Annotated in this window: 10 protein-coding genes and 2 tRNA genes; 5 read left to right on the top strand and 7 right to left on the bottom strand. The window is 63.2% G+C overall.

What is annotated here, in order from left to right; translation table 11 throughout:
* Nucleotides 1–121 precede the first annotated feature (121 nt).
* A complete protein-coding gene (locus QMG79_RS07985; RefSeq protein ID WP_283538071.1) occupies nt 122–589 on the bottom strand; it encodes a hypothetical protein in 468 nt (155 codons plus the stop codon).
* Nucleotides 586–2007: a phosphomannomutase/phosphoglucomutase gene (locus QMG79_RS07980; RefSeq protein WP_283538070.1), complete on the bottom strand. Its 1422-nt coding sequence runs from the start codon at nt 2005–2007 to the stop codon at nt 586–588. The genes QMG79_RS07985 and QMG79_RS07980 overlap by 4 nt, the downstream gene beginning before the upstream one ends.
* Before the next feature lie 140 nt (nt 2008–2147).
* On the opposite strand from QMG79_RS07980, the gene QMG79_RS07975 reads away from it, so the two are divergent.
* Nucleotides 2148–4373: a RecQ family ATP-dependent DNA helicase gene (locus tag QMG79_RS07975; RefSeq protein WP_283538069.1), complete on the top strand. Its 2226-nt coding sequence runs from the start codon at nt 2148–2150 to the stop codon at nt 4371–4373.
* A gap of 66 nt (nt 4374–4439) precedes the next feature.
* Here the strand turns inward: QMG79_RS07975 and QMG79_RS07970 are convergent.
* Both QMG79_RS07970 and QMG79_RS07965 read right to left on the bottom strand, forming a co-directional pair.
* Nucleotides 4440–4527, bottom strand: a tRNA-Ser gene (locus QMG79_RS07970).
* Nucleotides 4528–4602: 75 nt separating this feature from the next.
* Nucleotides 4603–6831 carry a prolyl oligopeptidase family serine peptidase gene (locus QMG79_RS07965; RefSeq protein WP_283538068.1) on the bottom strand — a complete coding sequence of 743 codons (2229 nt, stop codon included), beginning with the start codon at nt 6829–6831 and terminating at the stop codon, nt 4603–4605.
* Between the two features lie 62 nt (nt 6832–6893).
* Between QMG79_RS07965 and QMG79_RS07960 the strand changes: the two genes are divergently transcribed.
* Nucleotides 6894–8906 carry an FAD/NAD(P)-binding protein gene (locus QMG79_RS07960; RefSeq protein WP_283538067.1) on the top strand — a complete coding sequence of 671 codons (2013 nt, stop codon included), beginning with the start codon at nt 6894–6896 and terminating at the stop codon, nt 8904–8906.
* 579 nt (nt 8907–9485) lie between these two features.
* On the opposite strand, the gene QMG79_RS07955 is transcribed toward QMG79_RS07960, so the two are convergent.
* The 3 genes from QMG79_RS07955 to QMG79_RS07945 all read right to left on the bottom strand — a co-directional run bounded on the left by QMG79_RS07955 (nt 9486) and on the right by QMG79_RS07945 (nt 15366).
* Complete coding sequence (locus QMG79_RS07955; protein ID WP_283538066.1) at nt 9486–14039, bottom strand: ExeM/NucH family extracellular endonuclease; 4554 nt, start codon at nt 14037–14039, stop codon at nt 9486–9488.
* Nucleotides 14040–14313: 274 nt separating this feature from the next.
* Nucleotides 14314–15057 (bottom strand): VOC family protein, encoded by a 744-nt coding sequence (locus QMG79_RS07950; protein WP_349357256.1) that lies wholly within the window; start codon nt 15055–15057, stop codon nt 14314–14316.
* Nucleotides 15058–15278: 221 nt separating this feature from the next.
* Nucleotides 15279–15366, bottom strand: a tRNA-Ser gene (locus tag QMG79_RS07945).
* 111 nt (nt 15367–15477) lie between these two features.
* Between QMG79_RS07945 and QMG79_RS07940 the strand changes: the two genes are divergently transcribed.
* From QMG79_RS07940 to QMG79_RS07930, 3 genes are all read left to right on the top strand, one after another.
* Nucleotides 15478–16461 carry an NAD(P)H-quinone oxidoreductase gene (locus tag QMG79_RS07940; protein WP_283538064.1) on the top strand — a complete coding sequence of 328 codons (984 nt, stop codon included), beginning with the start codon at nt 15478–15480 and terminating at the stop codon, nt 16459–16461.
* 52 nt (nt 16462–16513) lie between these two features.
* On the top strand, nt 16514–17137 hold the full coding sequence (locus QMG79_RS07935; RefSeq protein WP_283538063.1) for a PadR family transcriptional regulator: 624 nt from the start codon (nt 16514–16516) through the stop codon (nt 17135–17137).
* A 173-nt stretch (nt 17138–17310) separates the two neighbouring features.
* Nucleotides 17311–19611, top strand: a complete 2301-nt coding sequence (locus QMG79_RS07930; RefSeq protein ID WP_283538062.1) for a carbon starvation CstA family protein — start codon at nt 17311–17313, stop codon at nt 19609–19611.
* Nucleotides 19612–19618 lie beyond the last annotated feature (7 nt).

Raw genomic sequence — 19618 nt, 5'->3', positions numbered from 1 at the left:
ACAGCGGCCCCGCACCTCTCTCGCTGGAGGTGCGGGGCCGCTGTTGTGCATGTCCGTTACTTCCAGCCGGAGGCGCGAACCAACCGGTTGGCGGCACTACTGGACGCGGCGTGGGGGAGGACTAGTCCACCCAGATGATGGCCTCATTGGTGTCTGCCGCCAGCTCGCCGAACTCCATTTCCCCAGCAGCCTCCGGGGTGTAGGGCATGACGGCGGCGAACAGCGAGCCATCCTGGTGTTCTGCGGCAACGTGGACAGCATCGGTTCCGTCGTCCACCAAGGTGATGTCACAGACGACGGCGGCAGCCCGGATCTCATCGCGGTGCTGGCGAAGAAGAGTGGTCAGGTCAGCGATCATCGCGTCGGCGTCGAACTCTTCGTTCTCGTCAGCATCAGGCGGTGTGATAGCCACCATCCGGAGCTCGCCGTCGTTCTGGACAGTCAGGGCAAATGGCAGAAAACCACCGGAGCGTTCCAACTGCTCACGGGCAGCGCCAACGCCGGTTCCCAACAGGTTCTCAAGGTCCTGCGCGGAAGCCTCCGGCACGGAATCGCGCCAGGATCCGGAATCCTCGGGTGTTTGGGTCATGCGCTGCGCACCTGGGCGAGCACGCGGTCGCGGATGCGTTCCATGGTGGGTGTGTCCACGGCCTCTGCGTTCAACCGCAGGAACGGCTCAGTGTTGGACGGGCGAAGGTTGAACCAGTAGCTGCCATCGTTGGCCGTGAACGTGCTGCCGTCCATCGAGTCGATGCTGATGTCCTCGTGGGCGAAGTCCTGGCGCACGCGTTCCACAGCACCTACCTTGTCCTCGATTTCGGAGTTGATCTCCCCGGAAGAAATGTAGGGCTCGTATTCACGGCCCAGGTCGGAGAGGACCCCGTCCTGCTCGCCCAGCGCGGCCAGGACATGCATGGCAGCCAGCATGCCGGTGTCAGCGTTCCAGAAATCGCGGAAGTAGAAGTGGGCGGAGTGCTCACCGCCGAAAACTGCGCCTTCCTCGGCCATGACTGCCTTGATGAAGGAGTGGCCCACCCGAGTCCGGACTGCCCGTCCGCCGTCGTGTTCCACCAGTTCCGGAACTGCACGTGAGGTCAGCAAGTTATGGATGACGGTGGGTGTCTGCTCGCCCTGCGCCTTTGCGCGGGCGATTTCACGGCGGGCCACCATGCCGGTGATGGCCGACGGCGAGACAGGTTCGCCCAACTCGTCGATCACGAAGCAGCGGTCGGCATCGCCGTCGAACGCCAGGCCAATGTCCGCGCCATGTTTGACGACGGCGGCCTGCAGGTCCCGGAGGTTCTCCGGCTCCAACGGGTTGGCCGGGTGGTTCGGGAAGGAACCATCAAGTTCGAAGTACAGCGGGATGATCTCAAACGGAAGCTTGGGCAGCAATGTGTCGCCCAGCACGGCTGGCGTCGTCAGTCCTGCCATGCCGTTGCCGGCGTCGACAACAACTTTCAACGGCCGCGACGTGGACAGGTCCACCAGGCTGCGGAGGTACTCGGAGTAGTCCTTGAGGACATCCCTGACGCCGATCTGGCCGCGGGTGCCGCGGGCAGGGATGCTGCCGGCGTTGAGGTAGTGCTCGGCTTTGGCCTGGATGTCGTTGAGCCCGGTCTCCGAGGAGATGGGCTGGGCGCCTGCCCTGGACATCTTGATGCCGTTGTAGCCGGCAGGGTTGTGGCTGGCGGTGAAAGTGGCTCCCGCTGCGTTCAGCGAACCGCAGGCAAAGTAGAGCTCGTCGGTGGAGATCAGGCCCAGGAGCTGGACGTTGGCCCCCCGGGTGGCTGCGCCGTCGGCAAACGCTTTGCTGAACTCGGGGGAGGACGGCCGCATGTCGCCACCCACAAGGATTGTCTGTCCTTCCAGTTCCAGCACATCAACAAAGGCGGCCCCCACAGCTTCGACGATCTCAGCCGTGATGGATTCGCCCACAATGCCGCGGACGTCGTACGCCTTGAAAGACGCCGACAGGTCAAAGGTTTCAGTCTGCTCGCTAGTCACGGGATCCATCTTACGGTGGGAGCGCTTTGGCTGGTTCCTGATGTCACTCCGCCGCGCCGACAGGGGACCTGGTAGATGAGGGTTTCCACAGTGGGCGAATTCCAGGCGGTCCTGTCGGGGCTGGCTGGGATACTGAATCAATGGCTACTTCCCATCACCACTCCCTGGACGCATCTTCCCCGACTGACGCAACGTCGCCACGTGACACGGTGTCTGCGACTGACCCGGGCACGCCGGACGGGACCCGGCAGCTTGCCCTCGAGGTCCTGCGCGAACTTGTGGGGCACCCGTCAGCCGATTTCCATGATGGCCAGTTTGAGGCGATCGAGGCCCTGGTGGATGGCGGCCGCCGCGCGTTGGTGGTCCAGCGGACAGGTTGGGGCAAGTCTGCTGTCTACTTTGTTGCCTCGCTGCTGCTGCGCCGTCGCGGTGCGGGTCCCACACTGATTGTCTCGCCCCTGCTGGCCCTCATGCGGGACCAGGTTGCCGCAGCGGCCAGGGCGGGAGTGCGGGCAGTGGCGATCAACTCCGCGAATGCGCTGGAGTGGGATACCGTCCGCCAACAGCTCGCAGACGATGAAGTGGACGTGCTGCTTGTCTCCCCGGAGCGCCTCACCAATCCTTCTTTCCGGGAAAACCAGCTGCCCGAGCTGATGCGCCGGACCGGCCTGCTGGTCATTGATGAGGCACACTGCATCTCCGACTGGGGCCACGACTTCCGTCCGGATTACCGACGGATCGCCGATCTTATTACCGAATTGCCGGACACTGTTCCCGTCCTAGCCACCACCGCCACCGCCAACTCCCGGGTAGTCCACGATATCGAGGAGCAGCTGGGCGCCGATGTCCTGACTATCCGCGGGGCACTGGGGCGGGATTCCTTGCGCCTGGGCGTCCTGGCCCTGCCCGATTCCAGGCAACGCCTGGGCTGGCTGCTGACGCACCTGGCCGAGCTACCGGGCAGCGGCATCATCTACACCCTCACTGTCTCCGCTGCGGAGGACACCGCACGCCTGCTGGCCGGCGCCGGCCATGAGGTGCTCTCCTATACCGGGAGAACTGACCCAGCGGATCGTGAGCGGGCCGAACAGCTCCTGAAGGACAACAAGGTCAAGGCGCTGGTGGCTACCTCGGCACTGGGGATGGGATTCGACAAGCCTGACCTGGGTTTTGTAGTGCACCTGGGGGCTCCGTCCTCCCCTGTCGCGTACTACCAGCAGGTGGGTAGGGCTGGGCGTGGCGCAGCGAATGCGGACGTCCTCCTGCTGCCGGGTTCCGAGGACCGCGACATCTGGCAGTATTTCGCCACAGCATCCATGCCCTCGGAGCAGAAGGCATCCGCGGTACTGACGGCGCTTGCCGATGCCGGCGCTGCGCTCTCCACCGTGGCGCTGGAAGCGCGGGTGGACCTGCGGCGCACACCGTTGGAACTTTTGCTCAAAGTGTTGGCGGTTGACGGTGCTGTGGAGCGGGTGGGTGGCGGCTGGCGGGCTACCGGCGTGCCGTGGACCTACGACGCCGAGAGGTACAGCCGTATCGCTGAGGCCAGGGTGGATGAACAGGATTCCATGGTCATCTACCAGGACACCGCTGGCTGCCGCATGGAGTACATCACCTCGGTCCTGGACGATGAAACGGCACACGCCTGTGGCCGGTGTGATAACTGCGCAGGTGTCTGGTTCGACAGTGGCATTTCTGCTGACGCCACCGCCTCCGCAGGGGAAACACTGAGCCGTGCGGGAGGTGTTGTGGAACCGCGGCTGCAGTGGCCCAGCGGGATGGACCGCTTGGGTGTTGCCGTCAAGGGAAAGCTGAAAGCCGATGAACTGGGCTCAGAGGGCAGGATCCTGGCCCGACTGACGGACCTGGGCTGGGGTGGCGCACTGCGTGGGCTCTTTGCCGCTGGAGCCGAGGACCGCGCCATTGACCCGGAAATGCTGCAGGCCTGTGTGCAGGTGCTGCGCGAATGGGGTGGCGGGAATGGCCGGGCCCCGGGCTGGAGTGGGGCGGGCCGGCCCGCGGCGATCATAGCCATGCCCTCACGGAGCAAACCACAGCTGGTGGATTCGCTGGCCAGGGGAATTGCGGAGATCGGCAGAATCCCGTATCTGGGCAGCCTGGACCTAGCCCACGGTGGACCCACGGGAGCCCGTGGTGGCAACAGCGCCTACCGGCTGGCAGGAGTCTGGGACCGCCTGGTGGTTGGCCCGGAGCTGGCTGCTGCGCTGGCGGACGTGCAGGGGCAGCCGGTCATGCTGGTGGATGACCTGGTGGACAGCCGCTGGACTGTCACGGTTGCGGGGCGCGCCCTGCGGCAGGCCGGCGTCGGGGCGGTGCTTCCCCTGGTTCTTGGCCAGGCTGGCTGACGGCCGAAAAGCGCCAGGGTCCGGGCGGGTACGCAAAAGGCCCCGATCAATGATCGGGGCCAAACGCGGAGACGGGGGGATTTGAACCCCCGGTGGAGTTGTGCCCCACACTTCATTAGCAGTGAAGCCCATTCGGCCGCTCTGGCACGTCTCCATTTGCTGTTCCCAGCCCACCAAGAATACGCAGACTGGGCCATGGAGCGCAAAACGGCCTGACGGTGTGCCGTCCCTAGACGCCGCCAGCCAGCGCCCGCCACAGGAAATGTTGGCTTCTGCCCTGCAGCGCAGCCGCCTGGCGGTTGTCCGAGGCGCCGGCGTGCCCGCCCTCCAGCGCTTCATGGAACCAGACGTTGCGGATCCCCATGGCCTGCATCCGGGCAGCCATCTTGCGGGCCTGGACGGGGCCTACCCGGTCATCAGAAGTGGCGGTCCAGATGAACGTTTCAGGGTATTCCACACCATCGCGCAGCAGGTGGTACGGGGAGAAGGTCTGGATAAAGTCCCACTGTTCAGCCTGATCTGGATCCCCGTATTCGGCAATCCACGAGTACCCGGCGGAGAGCTTGGTGTAACGGCGCATGTCCAGCAATGGCACACCGCAGGACACTGCGCCAAAGAGTTCCGGGTACTGCGTCAGCATGTTGCCTACCAGCAGCCCACCATTGGAGCCGCCCACGCAGCCAAGGCGATCACGGGAGGTCACGCCGCGGCTGATCAGATGCTGGGCCACTGCCGCAAAGTCCTCGTAGGCGCGGTGGCGTTTTTCCTGCAGGGCCGCCCGGTGCCAGGACGGGCCGTATTCGCCGCCACCGCGGATGTTCGCCACCACAAAGACCCCGCCGCGGGAGTGCGGTTCAGCACCATCCACGCCGGCCACCGGCTCGCTCCGGCGTTCCAGCCAGGCCCGTCCAATGGTGCCGCTGTACGCAGGTGTACGGGAGATCTCAAAGCCGCCGTAGCCGGAAAGCTGCGTGGGATTCTGGCCGTCCAGGATCAGGTCCTTGGACGCCACTTGGAAGTAGGGCACCTTGGTACCGTCGGCAGAGGTCGCGAAGTGCTGCTGGACCTCGTAGTCATCGTCGAGGAAGAACGACGGCGAGGCCTTCACTACCGCATGCTCGCTCACCACGGTGGTGCCGCCGTCGTCCGTTCCCTGCCTCTGCAGGGTGCCGCGCATCAGTGTGCTGGGGGTGGTAAAGCCGGTGGCGATAAGCCAGAAGTCGTTGCCCGCGTCTTCAGCCTCGTCTTCGTCGTCGACGGCATAGGCGTTGACGTCATGCAGCGGTGGGCAGGCATCGAGGAGGCTGGATGCCCACGCGCCCGGCAGCGAGCATGTGCTGCTGCCGGCCCGCGACGGGTCCAGGACGTGGATTTCAGAAGAGACATCGCGGAGCAGGTTCAGCAGGAGGAAATTACGGGTCCAGCTCCAGGACTGCAGGGACGTCTGGCTGTCAGGCGTGAACAGCACTGACAGGTTGCGCGCGCCGGCCATAAAGGAATCAAAGTCCGCGGCCAGCAGCGACCCGCCCGGGTATGTGGTGTCTCCGACAGTCCAGTCGCCCTGGGGCCGCAGGAGCAGCCAGTCGCGGTGGGCGCTGGCATCAACGTCCGTGGGGATGTCCAGCGTGGTCCAGCCATCCGCTGTCCTGAGCGCCGTGGAGCGGTTGAAGAAGTCGATGTAGTCCACCGAGAATGTGCGCTCGTAGCCCGGCGTCGAATCGTGGACCACTGTGGCCAGCATATGGTCCGCTGCGACCTCGAAAATCCGGGGTGCGTCAGCCAGCAACTGCCCACGCGTGAGCTGGACGGCGGTCCGGGCATAGGAGGACGTGGTGACGGGAAGTCCCTCTGCGGTAGAGGAGACCAGCAGCGTGTCGGCATCTAGCCAGGAGACGTTGCCCTTGGCGGTCGGCAGGTCAAAACCACCCTCGGTGGGTTCCACGAAACTGCGCGTCTCGACGTCGAACTCGCGGTAGCGGTTCGCATCGCCACCGTCGGGGGAGAGCGCCAGCAGGGCAAAGCGGTGGTCAGCGCCAGCTGCCGGCCGCAAGAAAGTGGCGCCATGGAAAACCCATTCGGTGCCCTCAGCCGCGGACAGCGCATCGAAGTCCACCAGCACGTCCCACTCCGGGGTGTCCTCCTGGTAACTCTCCCAGGTGGTGCGCCGCCAGAGGCCCCTGGGGTTGTGCTGATCTTTCCAGAAGTTGTAATACCAACTGCCCCGCTTGCCCACCATGGCAATTCGATCGGTGGAGTCCAAGACCTCCAGGATGCTTTCTTCGAGGGTGCCGTATGCCGCATCTTCCAGCAGGTCCTCTGTACGGGCATTCTGTTCCCGAACCCAGGCCAGCGGTCCCTCTCCGTAGATGTCCTCCAGCCAGATGTTCTCATCGGTGGGCTCAGGGGCGGCGCCGTTGGGGGTGGCCTCGGGCGTTGGATCAGCTTCGGTGGTGGTCATGGGCTATATCCAAACAACACTTGCGCACCGGCTGCAAGTCACAAGCCGATACTCTGGACTCCGTGGGAACTTCGCAGAGCATCAGGACGGTCATCATTGGGGCAGGCCCCAGGGGAACCAGCGTCCTGGAACGCCTGCTGGCCAACTGGGCCGCCAATGCCGGTGAGCACGCCCCCGGCGCATCGCTGCACGTAGACATTGTTGATCCGTATCCGGCCGGTCCAGGGCACGTCTGGCGGCCAGACCAATCGCGCCTGTTCCTGATGAACACCCAGTCGTTTTATCCCACAGTCGTTCCCAGCCCGTCCCCGCCCGCGCCCGCGTCCCCGTCCGCAGCCGCAGCCGCAGCCGGTTGTCCGGAATCAGGACCTGAAGCGGCACTGGCGCCGGCCCTTGCTGGCACCACCTTTGATCAGTGGCGGTCCAGCCAGAGGGTGTCCCCCGAGGCGGGGCTCAATGCGGCAGAACGCGCCGAACTGGCAGGGTTGGAAAGTACAGGATTTCCTAGCCGCGCGCTCTATGGCCGTTACCTTCGCAGCACTCTTGACGCTCTGCTGCAGAACCTGCCCGACGGCGTCAGCGTCGCCTTCCACGAGGACCGTGCGACGGCAGTGCACAAGCAGGCGGCCGGTGGGTTCGCCGTCGTCCTCGGGTCTGGAACCCTACTGGCTGTCGATTCTGTGGTGCTGGCCCTGGGTCATGTGGAATCGTTGCTCAACCTTGAACAACGCGCATTGCGGGGCGCAGCGGAGAGCTTGGGCCTGCTCTATGTCCCGCCGGCTGTTCCTGCCGACGTCGACTGGTCAGCCATCCCGGCAGGGGAGCCCGTGCTGGTGCGTGGCATGGGCCTCAACTTCTTTGACGTGATGGGTCAGCTGACGGAGGGCCGCGGTGGCAGCTTTGTCGGGGAGGGTAGTGCCCTTGAATACGTCCGCTCCGGTACCGAGCCCGTCATCATTGCTGCCTCGCGGCGGGGCACCCCCTACCGGACCAAGGCTACGCTGCAGGGGTACTACCCCACGTCGGTCACGCTGCGGTACCTCACCCCTGAGGCTCTGAAGCGGCTGGCCGTCTCAGGTGTGCAGCCGGGATTCGATCACGATCTGTGGCCTCTGCTGCATCGGGATGCGCTGTGGGCCTACTATTCGACGCTGGTCAACGCCCAACCGGACGCGGTCACGGACCCGGCGGGTTTTTTGGTGGCGCTCGATGAAGCGTTGCGGCTGCGCTCGCACGCTGCCGGGAAGTGGGAAGACACGGTGGACTCCGTCCTTGCCGTGCACGTCCCACCGGCCCATCGGCTGGAGCTGCTGGCTCTGGCGGCTCCTCTGGCCGGGCGGTCCTTTTCCTCACGCCGCGAACTTGATGCCGCGGTCGTCGATTACCTGCGCGACGATGCCCTCCGATCCGCGCGCGGTGAACATGACCCGCTGAAGATGACCATTGGGGCCCTGCACCACGGGCGATCCGTGCTCAAATCCATTGTGGCCGACGGTGGAATCACGGATGAGTCGTGGATGTCCGGGCTGCGCGGTTGGTTCGAGTCATTTGTCGAGGGTTTGGCCAGCGGCCCGCCCGCGCTCCGGGCCGAACAGCTCGCTGCCCTGGTGCGCGCCGGCGTCGTGAGTTTCGTCGGGCCGGATCCGAGCTTTGGCGTGGACCGGGTGACCGGTGCTTTCACAGCCACCTCGCCGTGGGTTTCCGGCGGTGGCGTCCGAGCCAGGACCATGGTGGAGGCCCTGGCTCCGGCGAACCGCGTGGGAGTGAACGATTCGCCCCTTCTGCAGCAGTTGCTGCGCGAGGGCCTGGTCCGCCCGCGCCTCATGATGACACCGGAGGGGCAGCCCGTTGAGTCCTCCGGGCTCGACGTCGAGCCGCACCCCTACCGTGCACTGGGTATCAGCGGGGCCGTGACCGAAGGGATGTACGTCCTGGGCCTGCAACTTTCAGCCACCCAGTGGGGGACAGCGATTGCAGCCGAGGCCCAGCAGGCCTCGGGACCAATCTATGCCAGCGGGCAACGAACCATCCGGGACGCCGATGAGATCGCGCGGGACATCCTGCACCTCCCCTGAGGACATGTTCGTATCTGGACTCCAGCTCTGGACATAGTCTGTTTTGTCCACTGTCCGGGCACAGGAATGGACATGTGCACTCACGCCGCCGTGCCCCAGAAACGGACATGCTCATTCCAAGCTCCAAGGAATGGACATGGTGGCGCATGCTCATGGCCTGAGCTAAGAATCGGGCATGTCCAACTTTCCGTAGGCAGAGCCGAACTTTCCGCCGTTGTAGACAGACATGTCCAGCCCTGGACCTGAAGCGTGGGCAAGATCTGCCATGTCCAGTACTGAAGCCAAGGAACGGGCACGCCCGTTGGTGCTGCGCCCACGAAATGAGCATGTCCACTGGTGCTGCGCCCACGAAGTGAGCACGCCCACAGGAGACGTGGCCTGGGCCCTGATTGGGATTCCTGCAAAAAATGAGCATGCCCATCCCTGGGGCTGAGCAGTGGACACGAACTTTCATGTCCATCGCTGCAACCCTGGGACGGGCATGCTCATCGGTGCGGGTCTAGAGATTGGGCATGTCCAGTGGTGGTGAGCTGCTGCCCTTAGCCACTGCGCCCAGCCTCTGCGCCCAGCGTTCTACGCCTAGCCTCGCAGGCACACCTGGTATTGGACCCAGGCAATGCCGTAGCGGATCCAGCCCAGCACGTCGTACCACTTGCTTGGCTTGACCGGGGCCTTGCAGACTGGTGGGGCTGGAGTGCTTGCGCCCACCTTGACCTCGGCCTTGACCACTGTGCCCGATTCGGCTGCGGTCAGGGTCAGTGTTCCGGCACCGGCTGCTGCACCGGCGGGAACAGCGAGGTTCACACGTGCGGCTCCGGCGCTGACGGGTACCGTTCCCAGCTGGGTAACTTTCCCTGCAGCGTCGGTGAACGTTGCTGCCAGGGTTTTGTTGGCTGGGCTGCCTACCGAGGTCAGGTCCAGCTTGGAGATAGCCAGGGTGATGGCTGCTCCTGGCTTTACCTCAGCGGCGGTGGTGTTGACCACGGCCACGGTGCGACGGGCAAAGTCCGGCGCGACGGGGCTGCTCTTCTGCAGGTAGCTGATCCAGGCGTCGCGGTCCACGAGTCCTGAGTCCTTGGTGTTGGCGCCCTGCGTGAAGATCCGGAAGTTGTCGCCGCCTGTTGCCAGGAAGCTGAATGTTCCGATCCGGTAGGCCTTTGCCGGGTCAATCAGTGATCCGTTGACCCGGATGGCGGTGATCCGGTCACCGGCGGCGCGGGCTGCGTCGTAGGTGTAGTTCACGTTCTTGGACAGGCCCAGCTGCTGATAGGCGCGGCTGGGTACCGTACCATCGGCGTTGGTCTGCCACTGCTGCTCCAGGAGCGTCTTGACCTGCGCACCTGTCAGCGACGTGGTCCAGAGGTTGTTCACGAACGGCAGCACCGCATTGGCTTCTGCGTAAGTGATGGTGCCATCGGGCGCGTAGTACAGCTCGTTGCGCAGCCCACCGGGATTGACGACGCCGATTTCGGCGCCACCGAGGTCCGCGGACTTCAAGGAATCCAGCAGGGAGTCCGCGACGAGGTTGCCCAGGGTGGACTCGCTGCCACGGTCATCGCGCTTGGCTGGTCCGCCCGCGGGATCTGCGGTGAACGCCGTGGTGATGTCCTTGGTGATCGAGCCGATGGGCTGGTTGCCCACTACTGCGGCATCTGCCAGTGCTTTCTTTACGATCCCATCCACCGCGGCAACGCGGGGGTAGGTGGCGATAAGGTCTGCGGCGGGTTCGGTGCTGCGCTTGACGTTGCCGGCCTTGGACTCGGTAACTTCCTTGGTGGCAGTGTCGATGGTGAGCTGGATCTGGCCGATGTTCTCGCCGTAGTTGCCGGTCTGGACGATCGGGCGGGTCTTGCCCTCGACGCCGGGAACGGGAGCGTTCCAGGCATATTCCTTGTGCGTATGGCCGGTGAAGATGGCGTCCACGTCAGCGGAGGTTTCGGTCACAAGCTTGGCGAAGGGCCCGCCTGCTGCGACTTCCTGCTCCAGGGTTGCACCGTCGGGAGTTCCTGCGCCGGCGCCGTCGTGGTCTTCCACGACGATGATGTCCGCCAGGTTTTCGGCAGTGATTTTCGCAGCTGTCCGGTTGATGGCTTCGACCGGGTCACCGAAGTCCAGGTCAGCGATGCCGCCCGGGGTGACCAGTGAGGGAACTTCCTGGGTAACGGTGCCGATCACCGCGACCTTGATGCCGTTCATGTCCAGGACGGTGTACTCCGGAAGTACCGGGGTGGTGGTGCCCTTGGCGTAGACGTTGGCTCCCAGGTAGGGGAACTTCGCGTTGGTGCCATCAGCGATGATGCGGTCCCTGAGGTCTGGCCAGCCGCCGTCGAACTCGTGGTTGCCTACGGCGGATGCCTTCAGTTCCAGGGTGTTCAGTACGTCGATGGTGGGCTGGTCCTTGGCAACGGAGGACGCGAACAGTGACGCGCCCACGTTGTCTCCGGCAGAGAGGAACGCTGTGGCGCCCGGGGTTGCAGCGGCCTTGAGCTTCTCGATGGTGCCAGCGAACTGCACGGTGTTGGCGTCAATACGGCCGTGGAAGTCGTTGATGTTCAGGAAGTTCAGGTCAACGCTGGACGGGGCCGATTCCAGGTTCATGCCCACCACTACAGGGTCGTGGTCGCTGGCGCGGAACTGGTTGGGTTCGTAGTAGTTGGTGACGTTGTTGTTGAAACGGCTGTACTCGAGGGCGACTGATTCAACGGAGTTGATGTTCCAGATGTCCGCACCTGTCACCACAGCGTCGGCTGCGGGTGAGGCCAGGATGTGGTCCAGGGAGCCCACCAGTCCACCGAAGAGGTAGGAGTGTTTGGCGGAGCCGTCGGTGTTACGTGCTTTGTTGTCCTGGTTCACATACCCGGCAGAGGTAAGGACGTTGATCGGGTCTTCGTAGCCGTAGGAGTTGAAGTCACCAATCAGGAAAACCTTGTCGGTGCCCTTGGATTTCTGGAGTTCCTGCGTGAAGCCCAGCAGGGATGTTGCCTGTGCCGTGCGTGCCAGGTTTGAGGCGCCCTGGCCCTTGTCAGTGTCGTCGGGTGTCGCGGCGGAGCCCTTGGACTTGAAGTGGTTCGCAATGGCGATGAACTCGGTGTCGGCACTGCCGCCTACAGGTTTGAAGACCTGCGCCAGCGGTTTGCGGGCCGTAGCAAATGCTGTTGTGTCGTTGTGGATGATGGATTCGCCCACCGTTTCCACAACTGCTTTCTTGAAGATGAAGGCCGTGCGGATCATGTCTTCATTGCTCAGCGGAGGAGCGTTGGCAGGTGTGCGGACATAGTCCCAGATGCCGGGGGTCGCAATGTTGAGGGCATCCACCAGCTTGGCCAGTGCGTCATCGCGGTTCTTGCCGAACTGGGCGGAGTTTTCGATTTCCATCAGGGTGACAACGTCTGCGCCGGCCTTGGTGATGGCGTCAACGATTTTGGCCTGCTGGCGTTCAAAGTTCTCGGCGGTGGCGGCTCCGCGGGCGTTGCAGCCGCTGCTGACGGTGATGGGGTTACCCGCACGGTCTGAATAGAACCTGCATCCTGCCAGCGTGTCACCGGTGGTGGGGAAGTAGTTCAGCACGTTGAAGGAGGCGATCTTGACGTTGCCACCGACAGCCTGGGGTGACTCGGTTCGGGTTGCCCCGAACGACGCCGGCTGCACAGTGTCCTTGTTTGCTGCGGTGAGGTGCGTCAGCGGCTGCAGTTTCCAGGCGTTGTTTGCGTAACCCAGGACTACGTTGGTGGTGAAGGTTGCCGGTGAGCCAACGCGGACCGGATCAGCTGTGGTCAGGTACGGCAGGACCTCGGCCTTGGTGGTGGCGTCCTTGAGGAAATTGGTACTGGACCCATCGTCGAGTTTGATGCCGCGGACGGCATTGTCTGCCACAGCTGCCGTGTACTCGGGGGAGCCGAAAGGTGCGACGGCGGTGGGCTGGACCAGCGCTGTGGTGCCACCTGCCAGTCCAATTTCACCGTACTGGTTCAGGGTGTAGTTATCCGTGACGGTCAGGGGTCCTTGCGGGGCAAGGAGCATGCCTTCCAGGGATTCCCGGAATGTGTCGTTTGCCGGAAGGGTAAACGGCGTTGCCTTGACCTCTGGAGCTGCCTCGGTGAGCTTCGTCAGCCCAGTTGCGGCGGTCACGTTCACCTGTGTCATGCCAAAGTACTCGGCGACAGCCCCGGTGATCTCGACGTAGTCGCCCATCTGGACAGCCGCTACAGTGCTGGGGGAGTAAACGAAAATCCCGTCTGATGCGGAGTGGTTGGTGGCATTGAGGTCACCGCCCGTGCCGGGAGTCTGGATGTAGTAGCCGTTGAGTCCGCCGGTGGGGAAGGTCGCTGTGACCTTGCCGCGTGTGGTGACTGTGGCGCCCACCAGGGGGCTGTCCGTCCCCGTCCCTTGGATCTCTGCGATGCTCTGGGTTGTCGGATCCGGGGCTGGTGTGGGGTCCGGGTCAGGAGTGGGATCTGGATCAGGACCCGTTCCGCCACTCGCCGCAGTAGGCGTGATGCTGGCGTTGAGCGAGAAATCAGCGGCGTTGCTGTTGGTATCCACGCCGGTAACCCTGTTGAGGGAGCGAACATCAGTATTGCCCGAAGGGGCCGTGGCTGCTGCGGTTTCAAAGGTGTTGGTGGTGCCGTAGCCCAAAATATCCGCCACGTTTGCGGGCTCGATCACGTTCCCGGCAGGAAGCGCCAGGGCTCCTGCCTGCTTCGCCAGGATGAGTGTTCCGGCACCGCCGGACGGGTTGAGCGCACCTCCTACGACGTCGGCGGTGGGCAGTGCGGCGCCGTTGGTGCCGTTACTTCCGCCCTGGACCAGGAAGTGGCCTTTGGCAGGGATGCTGCCGCTCAGGGGCACGACGCCAGAAGGATTTCCGGTGGAAGTGGCCGATCGGTACTGCAGCGACCAGCCGTTCAGGGGCACTGCTGCGTCGGAGGAGTTGTAGAGCTCAACAAATTTGTTGGTGAAAGCGGCGCCGGCGCTGCCTCCGCTCAGGTAGGCCTCGTTGATGGTGACGGGTGAGTTGCCCGCTGCCGCTGGCGCGGCTTCAACAGCGATGGCGGGCAGCGCTATCAGGGGAGCGGCGATGAGCCCCACTGACAGCGCTGTCCCCAGCGCCAGTTTCCAGGATGAGTGATGCATTCTGCTCCGACTTTCGTTGGGTTGCCCCGGTAGGGATGCGACGGAAGATGTCCGGATTGCCGCACAATGTGGTTTCCAGGCTGCGTCTCCCAAAGACACGGCCTGGCACATCACAGCAGCCTTGAATGAACGCAGTATTGCGTCCGTGTGCATTCGAGGTGTGTGCCGGACATCACACAGACTACCGGTGGGTAGGAGTCCAGGTGAGCAGATATGAAAGATTCACTGAAGAATTTACGAGCACGTAACGACGACGGCCTGTTGCGCCGTTGGCTTAGTGCTCCGTCGATGCAGTCGCTTCGGCAACAATCTTGAACATCGCACCGGTGGGGTCCGAGAGCTGGGCTACCCTGCCGAACTCGCTGTCCTGTGGACCATCGATCAGTGTTCCGCCGAGGGCCAGCGCCTTCTCCAGGGTTGCGTCGGTGTCTTCCACGCTGAAATAGACCTCCCAGTGTGATGGAACGTCAGCTGGCAGATAGGCAGCAGCATCCATGACTCCCGCCTGTGCGCTGTCTCCTTCGCCGGAGGTGGAGTAGCGGAATTCCGGGGTGTCGCTGAGGACTGCAGGGTGCCAGCCGAAGACGGTGCTGTAAAAATCCAGTGCGGCGTCGTACTTCTTGGCGTGGAGCTCAAACCATGCGGGCGCACCGGGCTCCGCGGCGACCTCGAACCCTTTCATGGCACCAGGCTGCCAGGCCCCGGCTGCCGCACCTGAGGGATCCATGAAGAAGAGCATGGCGCCTTGATCGGGAATGTCCATGGGCCCCACATGGACGGATCCGCCGTTGGCAGCGATGGCGTCAGCTGTAGCTTTTGCATCTTCGGTGCGCAGGTAGACGGACCATAGGTCTGGCATTCCCACCTGGTCCGGTTGCCGGGCCATGATGCCGGCCACGGTGCTGCCGTTCTTGGTAGCCATGATGTAACCGCCGTATTTTTCCTGGTCCCCCGCGGCAAAGTCCCAGCCGAAAATGGCACCGTAGAATGCGCAGGCCTTTTGGGTGTCTGTGCTCATGAGGTCGATCCAGCAGGGGGCCCCGTTGGTGAAATCTGGCGTTGGCATGTCATCTCCTGAACGGAACACCCCGAATCCGGGACTGTTGGCCTGATCACAAAAGACTATTCCTGGGCCCTGCCGGTTTCAAGGCTCTCGGTTTCAGCGGGCTACGGGGCGCCTTCCCCAGCCAAACGAAAAGCCCCGGTTCACCAGCAATCTGGTGAACCGGGGCCTCAACGCGGAAGGTAAGAGATTCGAACTCTTGGTACGGGGTTACCGCACACTAGTTTTCAAGACTAGCTCCTTCGGCCGCTCGGACAACCTTCCCTGCCTAGTAGTCTTTCATAGGCAGTTGCTTGGCACAAAACAGGGGTGTCCGGCAGCCGCCGGTAGCCGTCCGCTGATGGCTGCCACTGAGTTCTGCAACAGGAGATTTTCATGAAAGCCGTCATTATTTCGGGACCGGGCGGTCCCGAGGTCCTGGAAGTCCAGGACGTTCCTGCGCCGGTGCCTGGTCCGGGCGAAGTCCTCATCGATGTTGTTGCTGCCGGCCTCAACCGTGCGGATGTCCAACAGCGGAAGGGACTGTACCCGCCCCCGGCCGGTGCATCCGAGATTCCGGGCCTTGAAGTGTCTGGCCGGATTGCCGGGTTTGGCCCGAACGTCAAGAAATCGTTTGTGTTGGGCGACAAGGTGGTGGCGCTCCTGTCCGGTGGTGGCTATGCGCAGAAGGTTGCTGTTCCCGCGGAGCAGGTTCTTCGGATCCCCGACGGCGTTGACCTGGTCACTGCCGCTTCCCTGCCCGAGGTTGCCGCAACTGTCTACTCCAACCTGGTGATGACTGCCCAGCTCCAGGCTGGAGAAACAGTCCTGATCCACGGAGCAACTGGCGGCATTGGCACCATGGCCATCCAGATGGCGAAAGCCCTGGGCGCAACTGTTGCGACCACTGCCGGTACGGATGAAAAAATCAGCACGGCCACCGCGTTTCTCGGAGCGGATATTGCCATTAACTACGCGACGGAAGATTTTCCCAGTGCCCTGAAGAAGCACAATGATGGCAAGGGTGCCGATGTGATCCTCGATGTGGTGGGGGCCAAGTACCTGCAGAAGAACGTCGAGGCCCTGGCAGAGTACGGCCGCCTCGTCATCATCGGTCTGCAGGGCGGTGCCAAGGGCGAAGTTGATCTGGGGCAATTGCTGACCAAGCGTGCTGCCATTGTTGCCACCGCGTTGCGCCCGCGTAGCGTTGCGGAGAAGGGCATCATCATGGACGCCGTGCGCGACTCAGTGTGGCCGCTGGTGGTGGACGGAAGCATCAAGCCCCTGGTCGCCAAGACTTTTCCGTTGGCCCAGGTCAGTGACGCGCACACGTACTTCGACTCTGGCGATCACGTCGGCAAGGTCCTGTTGGTTCTCTGATCCACTGCCGGGCAGCGGGCGCCGTCCCACCACGAATCCTGGAAAGGAGACCATGTCCATCCGCTTCAGCCTGCTGGCATTGCTGCAGGACACCCCGCGGTACGGGTATCAGCTCCGCTCCGAGTTCGAAGCCCGCACGGGAGCCGCCTGGCCACTCAATATTGGGCAGGTCTACACCACGTTGGACCGCTTGGACCGCGATGGCCTAGTCCACAACGACGGCGGCGACGGCGAGGGGCACGTCATCTACAGCATCTCCGATGCAGGCCGCGCTGCTGTCGGAAGCTGGTTCGGCGCTCCCGTGGGGCGGACAAGCCCGCCGCGCAATGAACTTGCCATCAAGTTGGCCCTGGCGATTACCCTGCCGGGAGTCAATGCGGCGGCCATCATCGCAACGCAGCGGCTGGCATCCATGCGGGCCCTGCAGGACTACACCAAGTCCAGGCGCGACACCGTCGCGATGCAGCGCGGCGCGGATATGGCTGCGCTGCTGGTTCTGGATTCACTGATCTTCCAGACCGAGGCCGAAGTCCGCTGGCTTGACCTGTGCGAGGCGCGCTTGGTCCAGCAGGCGGGGCAATCATCGGGCCAGCAGGTACAGGGTAATGCAGCACGTCAGCAGTCCACCGGGATTTTCAGGGAAGGCGCGTCAGCTGCGGCAGACTCGCGCCGGTAAGTCTCCGGCAGGCAGCCAGGGTTAGCCGTGCTTCTGTTGCCGCTGGACGACGTCGGGACACCGTTTATCGCGTGCCGGCGCAAATGCCACCGTGGGTTCGCCCCGCAGCCCCGCACGCGTTGGTAGGGTGCCTTGCAGAACACTAACAATGTGGGGAATCTCAAGGAGGAGACATGTCCGACGTGCCCGATGAAAACAGGCCGCAAGCGGCCAGCGGGAATCAGCTGGTCACCGACCCTGACCTGCCAGCAACAACAATTGATCCCGAGGTGCTGGCTGCCCAGGACCGCAACTGGACTCCGGCCAAAATTGCGCTCTGGGTCGCCATCGCACTCCTTGGTGGCGTGTCATGGGTAATGCTGGCGATCATCCGTGGTGAGACTGTCAACGCCATCTGGTTTGTTTTCGCCTCGATTTGTACCTATCTGATCGGGTACCGGTTCTATTCCAAGGTTATTGAGCGGTTCCTGCTCAAACCTGACGACAAACGCGCCACGCCCGCCGAATACAAGGCCGATGGCAAGGATTTTGTCCGCACTGACCGCAACGTCCTCTTCGGCCACCACTTCGCCGCAATCGCAGGCGCTGGACCCCTGGTGGGACCAATCATTGCGGCGCAGATGGGCTACCTGCCTGGTACCATCTGGATCATCCTCGGCGTAGTGGTGGCGGGGGCAGTCCAGGACTACGTGGTCATGTTTTTCTCCATGCGCCGCGGCGGTCGCTCCCTGGGCCAGATGGCCCGCGAGGAACTGGGCCTGATCGGCGGGACGGCAGCACTGATCGCCACCCTGTTGATCATGGTGATTATTGTGGCAATCCTGGCGCTCGTTGTCGTCAACGCCCTCGGCGAGAGTCCCTGGGGCGTTTTCTCCGTGGGCCTGACTATTCCGATCGCCCTGTTTATGGGCGTATACCTGCGCTACCTGCGCCCAGGCAAGATCATGGAAGTCTCAATCATTGGATTTGTGCTGCTCATGGCGGCCATCATTGGTGGCGGCATTGTGGCCGAAACCGAATGGGGCGCCGCAGTCTTCAGCCTGGACAAGGTGACGCTGGCCTGGGGGCTCATTGTTTACGGCTTCATCGCGGCAATTCTTCCCGTCTGGCTGCTGCTGGCGCCGCGTGACTACCTGTCCACCTTCATGAAGATCGGCGTGATTGTGATGCTGGCACTTGCCATCATTGTGGTCCGCCCAGAGATCACCGTTCCCGCTTTCAGCGAATTCGCTGGCAGGGACAACGGCCCAGTCTTCCCGGGATCTTTGTTCCCGTTCCTCTTCGTCACCATCGCCTGCGGAGCGCTGTCCGGGTTCCATGCCTTGATCTCCTCAGGTACAACCCCAAAGCTGATCGAAAAGGAGCGCCAGACGCGGTTTATCGGCTATGGCGGCATGCTGATGGAATCCTTTGTGGCCATCATGGCCCTAGTGGCAGCCATCTCCATTGACCGTGGCATCTACTTCGCCATGAACGCACCACTGGCGCTCACCGGCGGAACCGTCGAGACCGCAGCCGCCTGGGTCAACAGCCTGGGACTGGCTGGCGTCAACATCAGCCCCGATCTTCTGGCCCAGACCGCAAAGGACGTCGGGGAGGAGAGCATCGTCTCCCGGTCTGGCGGCGCGCCTACCCTGGCTGTTGGCCTGGCGCACATCATGCAGCAGTTCATTGGCGGGCCAGCCATGATGGCCTTCTGGTACCACTTCGCCATCATGTTCGAGGCGTTGTTTATCCTCACAGCCGTCGACGCCGGTACTCGTGTTGCGCGCTTTATGCTGCAGGATTCAATCGGCAACTTCATCCCCAAATTCAAGGAAGCATCATGGCGTCCGGGTGCCTGGCTTTGCACAGCGATCATGGTGGGTGCCTGGGGTGCTGTACTCCTGATGGGGGTCACTGATCCGCTGGGCGGCATCAATACGCTGTTCCCGCTGTTCGGTATCGCCAACCAGTTGCTCGCGGCAATTGCCCTTGCCGTCTGCATGGCAATTGCCGCACGGGGCGGAACATTCAGGTTCCTCTGGATCATTGCGTTGCCGTTGGCATTCACGGCCGTCGTGACCATCACCGCCAGCTTCCAGAAGATCTTCTCCTCGACGCCGGCCGTAGGCTACTTCGCCAACAACTCCGCGTTCGCCAGGGCCCTGGCGGATGGAAAGACAGAGTTTGGTTCCGCAAAGTCGGTTGCCGCCATGGAAGCAGTGGTGCGCAACACCATGATCCAGGGCTGGCTGTCCGTTATTTTTGTCATCCTTAGCATCGTGGTGATTGTTACGGCCACCCTTGCCACCGTCAGGTCTTACCGGAACATTGCCTCCGGTGGAAAGTCGAGCAGCAGCGAAGACCCTGCCATCCCCTCGAGGGTATTTGCACCTGCAGGATTTATCGCTACCGCTCCAGAAAAGGAACTGTTGGCGCAATGGCAGAACCTGCCGCCGGAACGCCGGGCAGAAAAAGCGGGGCAGCACTGATGTCCCT

The sequence above is a fragment of the Pseudarthrobacter sp. PS3-L1 genome (assembly GCF_030063285.1).
GTDB lineage: Bacteria > Actinomycetota > Actinomycetes > Actinomycetales > Micrococcaceae > Arthrobacter.
This window is presented reverse-complemented; position numbering and strand designations above follow the sequence as displayed.

Bases quoted from the DNA above. Each gene is read 5' to 3' on its own strand.
- QMG79_RS07985 (WP_283538071.1), bottom strand. From the start codon at position 589: ATGACCCAAACACCCGAGGATTCCGGATCCTGGCGCGATTCCGTGCCG.
- QMG79_RS07975 (WP_283538069.1), top strand. From the start codon at position 2,148: ATGGCTACTTCCCATCACCACTCCCTGGACGCATCTTCCCCGACTGAC.
- QMG79_RS07965 (WP_283538068.1), bottom strand. From the start codon at position 6,831: ATGACCACCACCGAAGCTGATCCAACGCCCGAGGCCACCCCCAACGGC.
- QMG79_RS07955 (WP_283538066.1), bottom strand. From the start codon at position 14,039: ATGCATCACTCATCCTGGAAACTGGCGCTGGGGACAGCGCTGTCAGTG.
- QMG79_RS07950 (WP_349357256.1), bottom strand. From the start codon at position 15,057: ATGAGCACAGACACCCAAAAGGCCTGCGCATTCTACGGTGCCATTTTC.
- QMG79_RS07940 (WP_283538064.1), top strand. From the start codon at position 15,478: ATGAAAGCCGTCATTATTTCGGGACCGGGCGGTCCCGAGGTCCTGGAA.
- QMG79_RS07935 (WP_283538063.1), top strand. From the start codon at position 16,514: ATGTCCATCCGCTTCAGCCTGCTGGCATTGCTGCAGGACACCCCGCGG.
- QMG79_RS07930 (WP_283538062.1), top strand. From the start codon at position 17,311: ATGTCCGACGTGCCCGATGAAAACAGGCCGCAAGCGGCCAGCGGGAAT.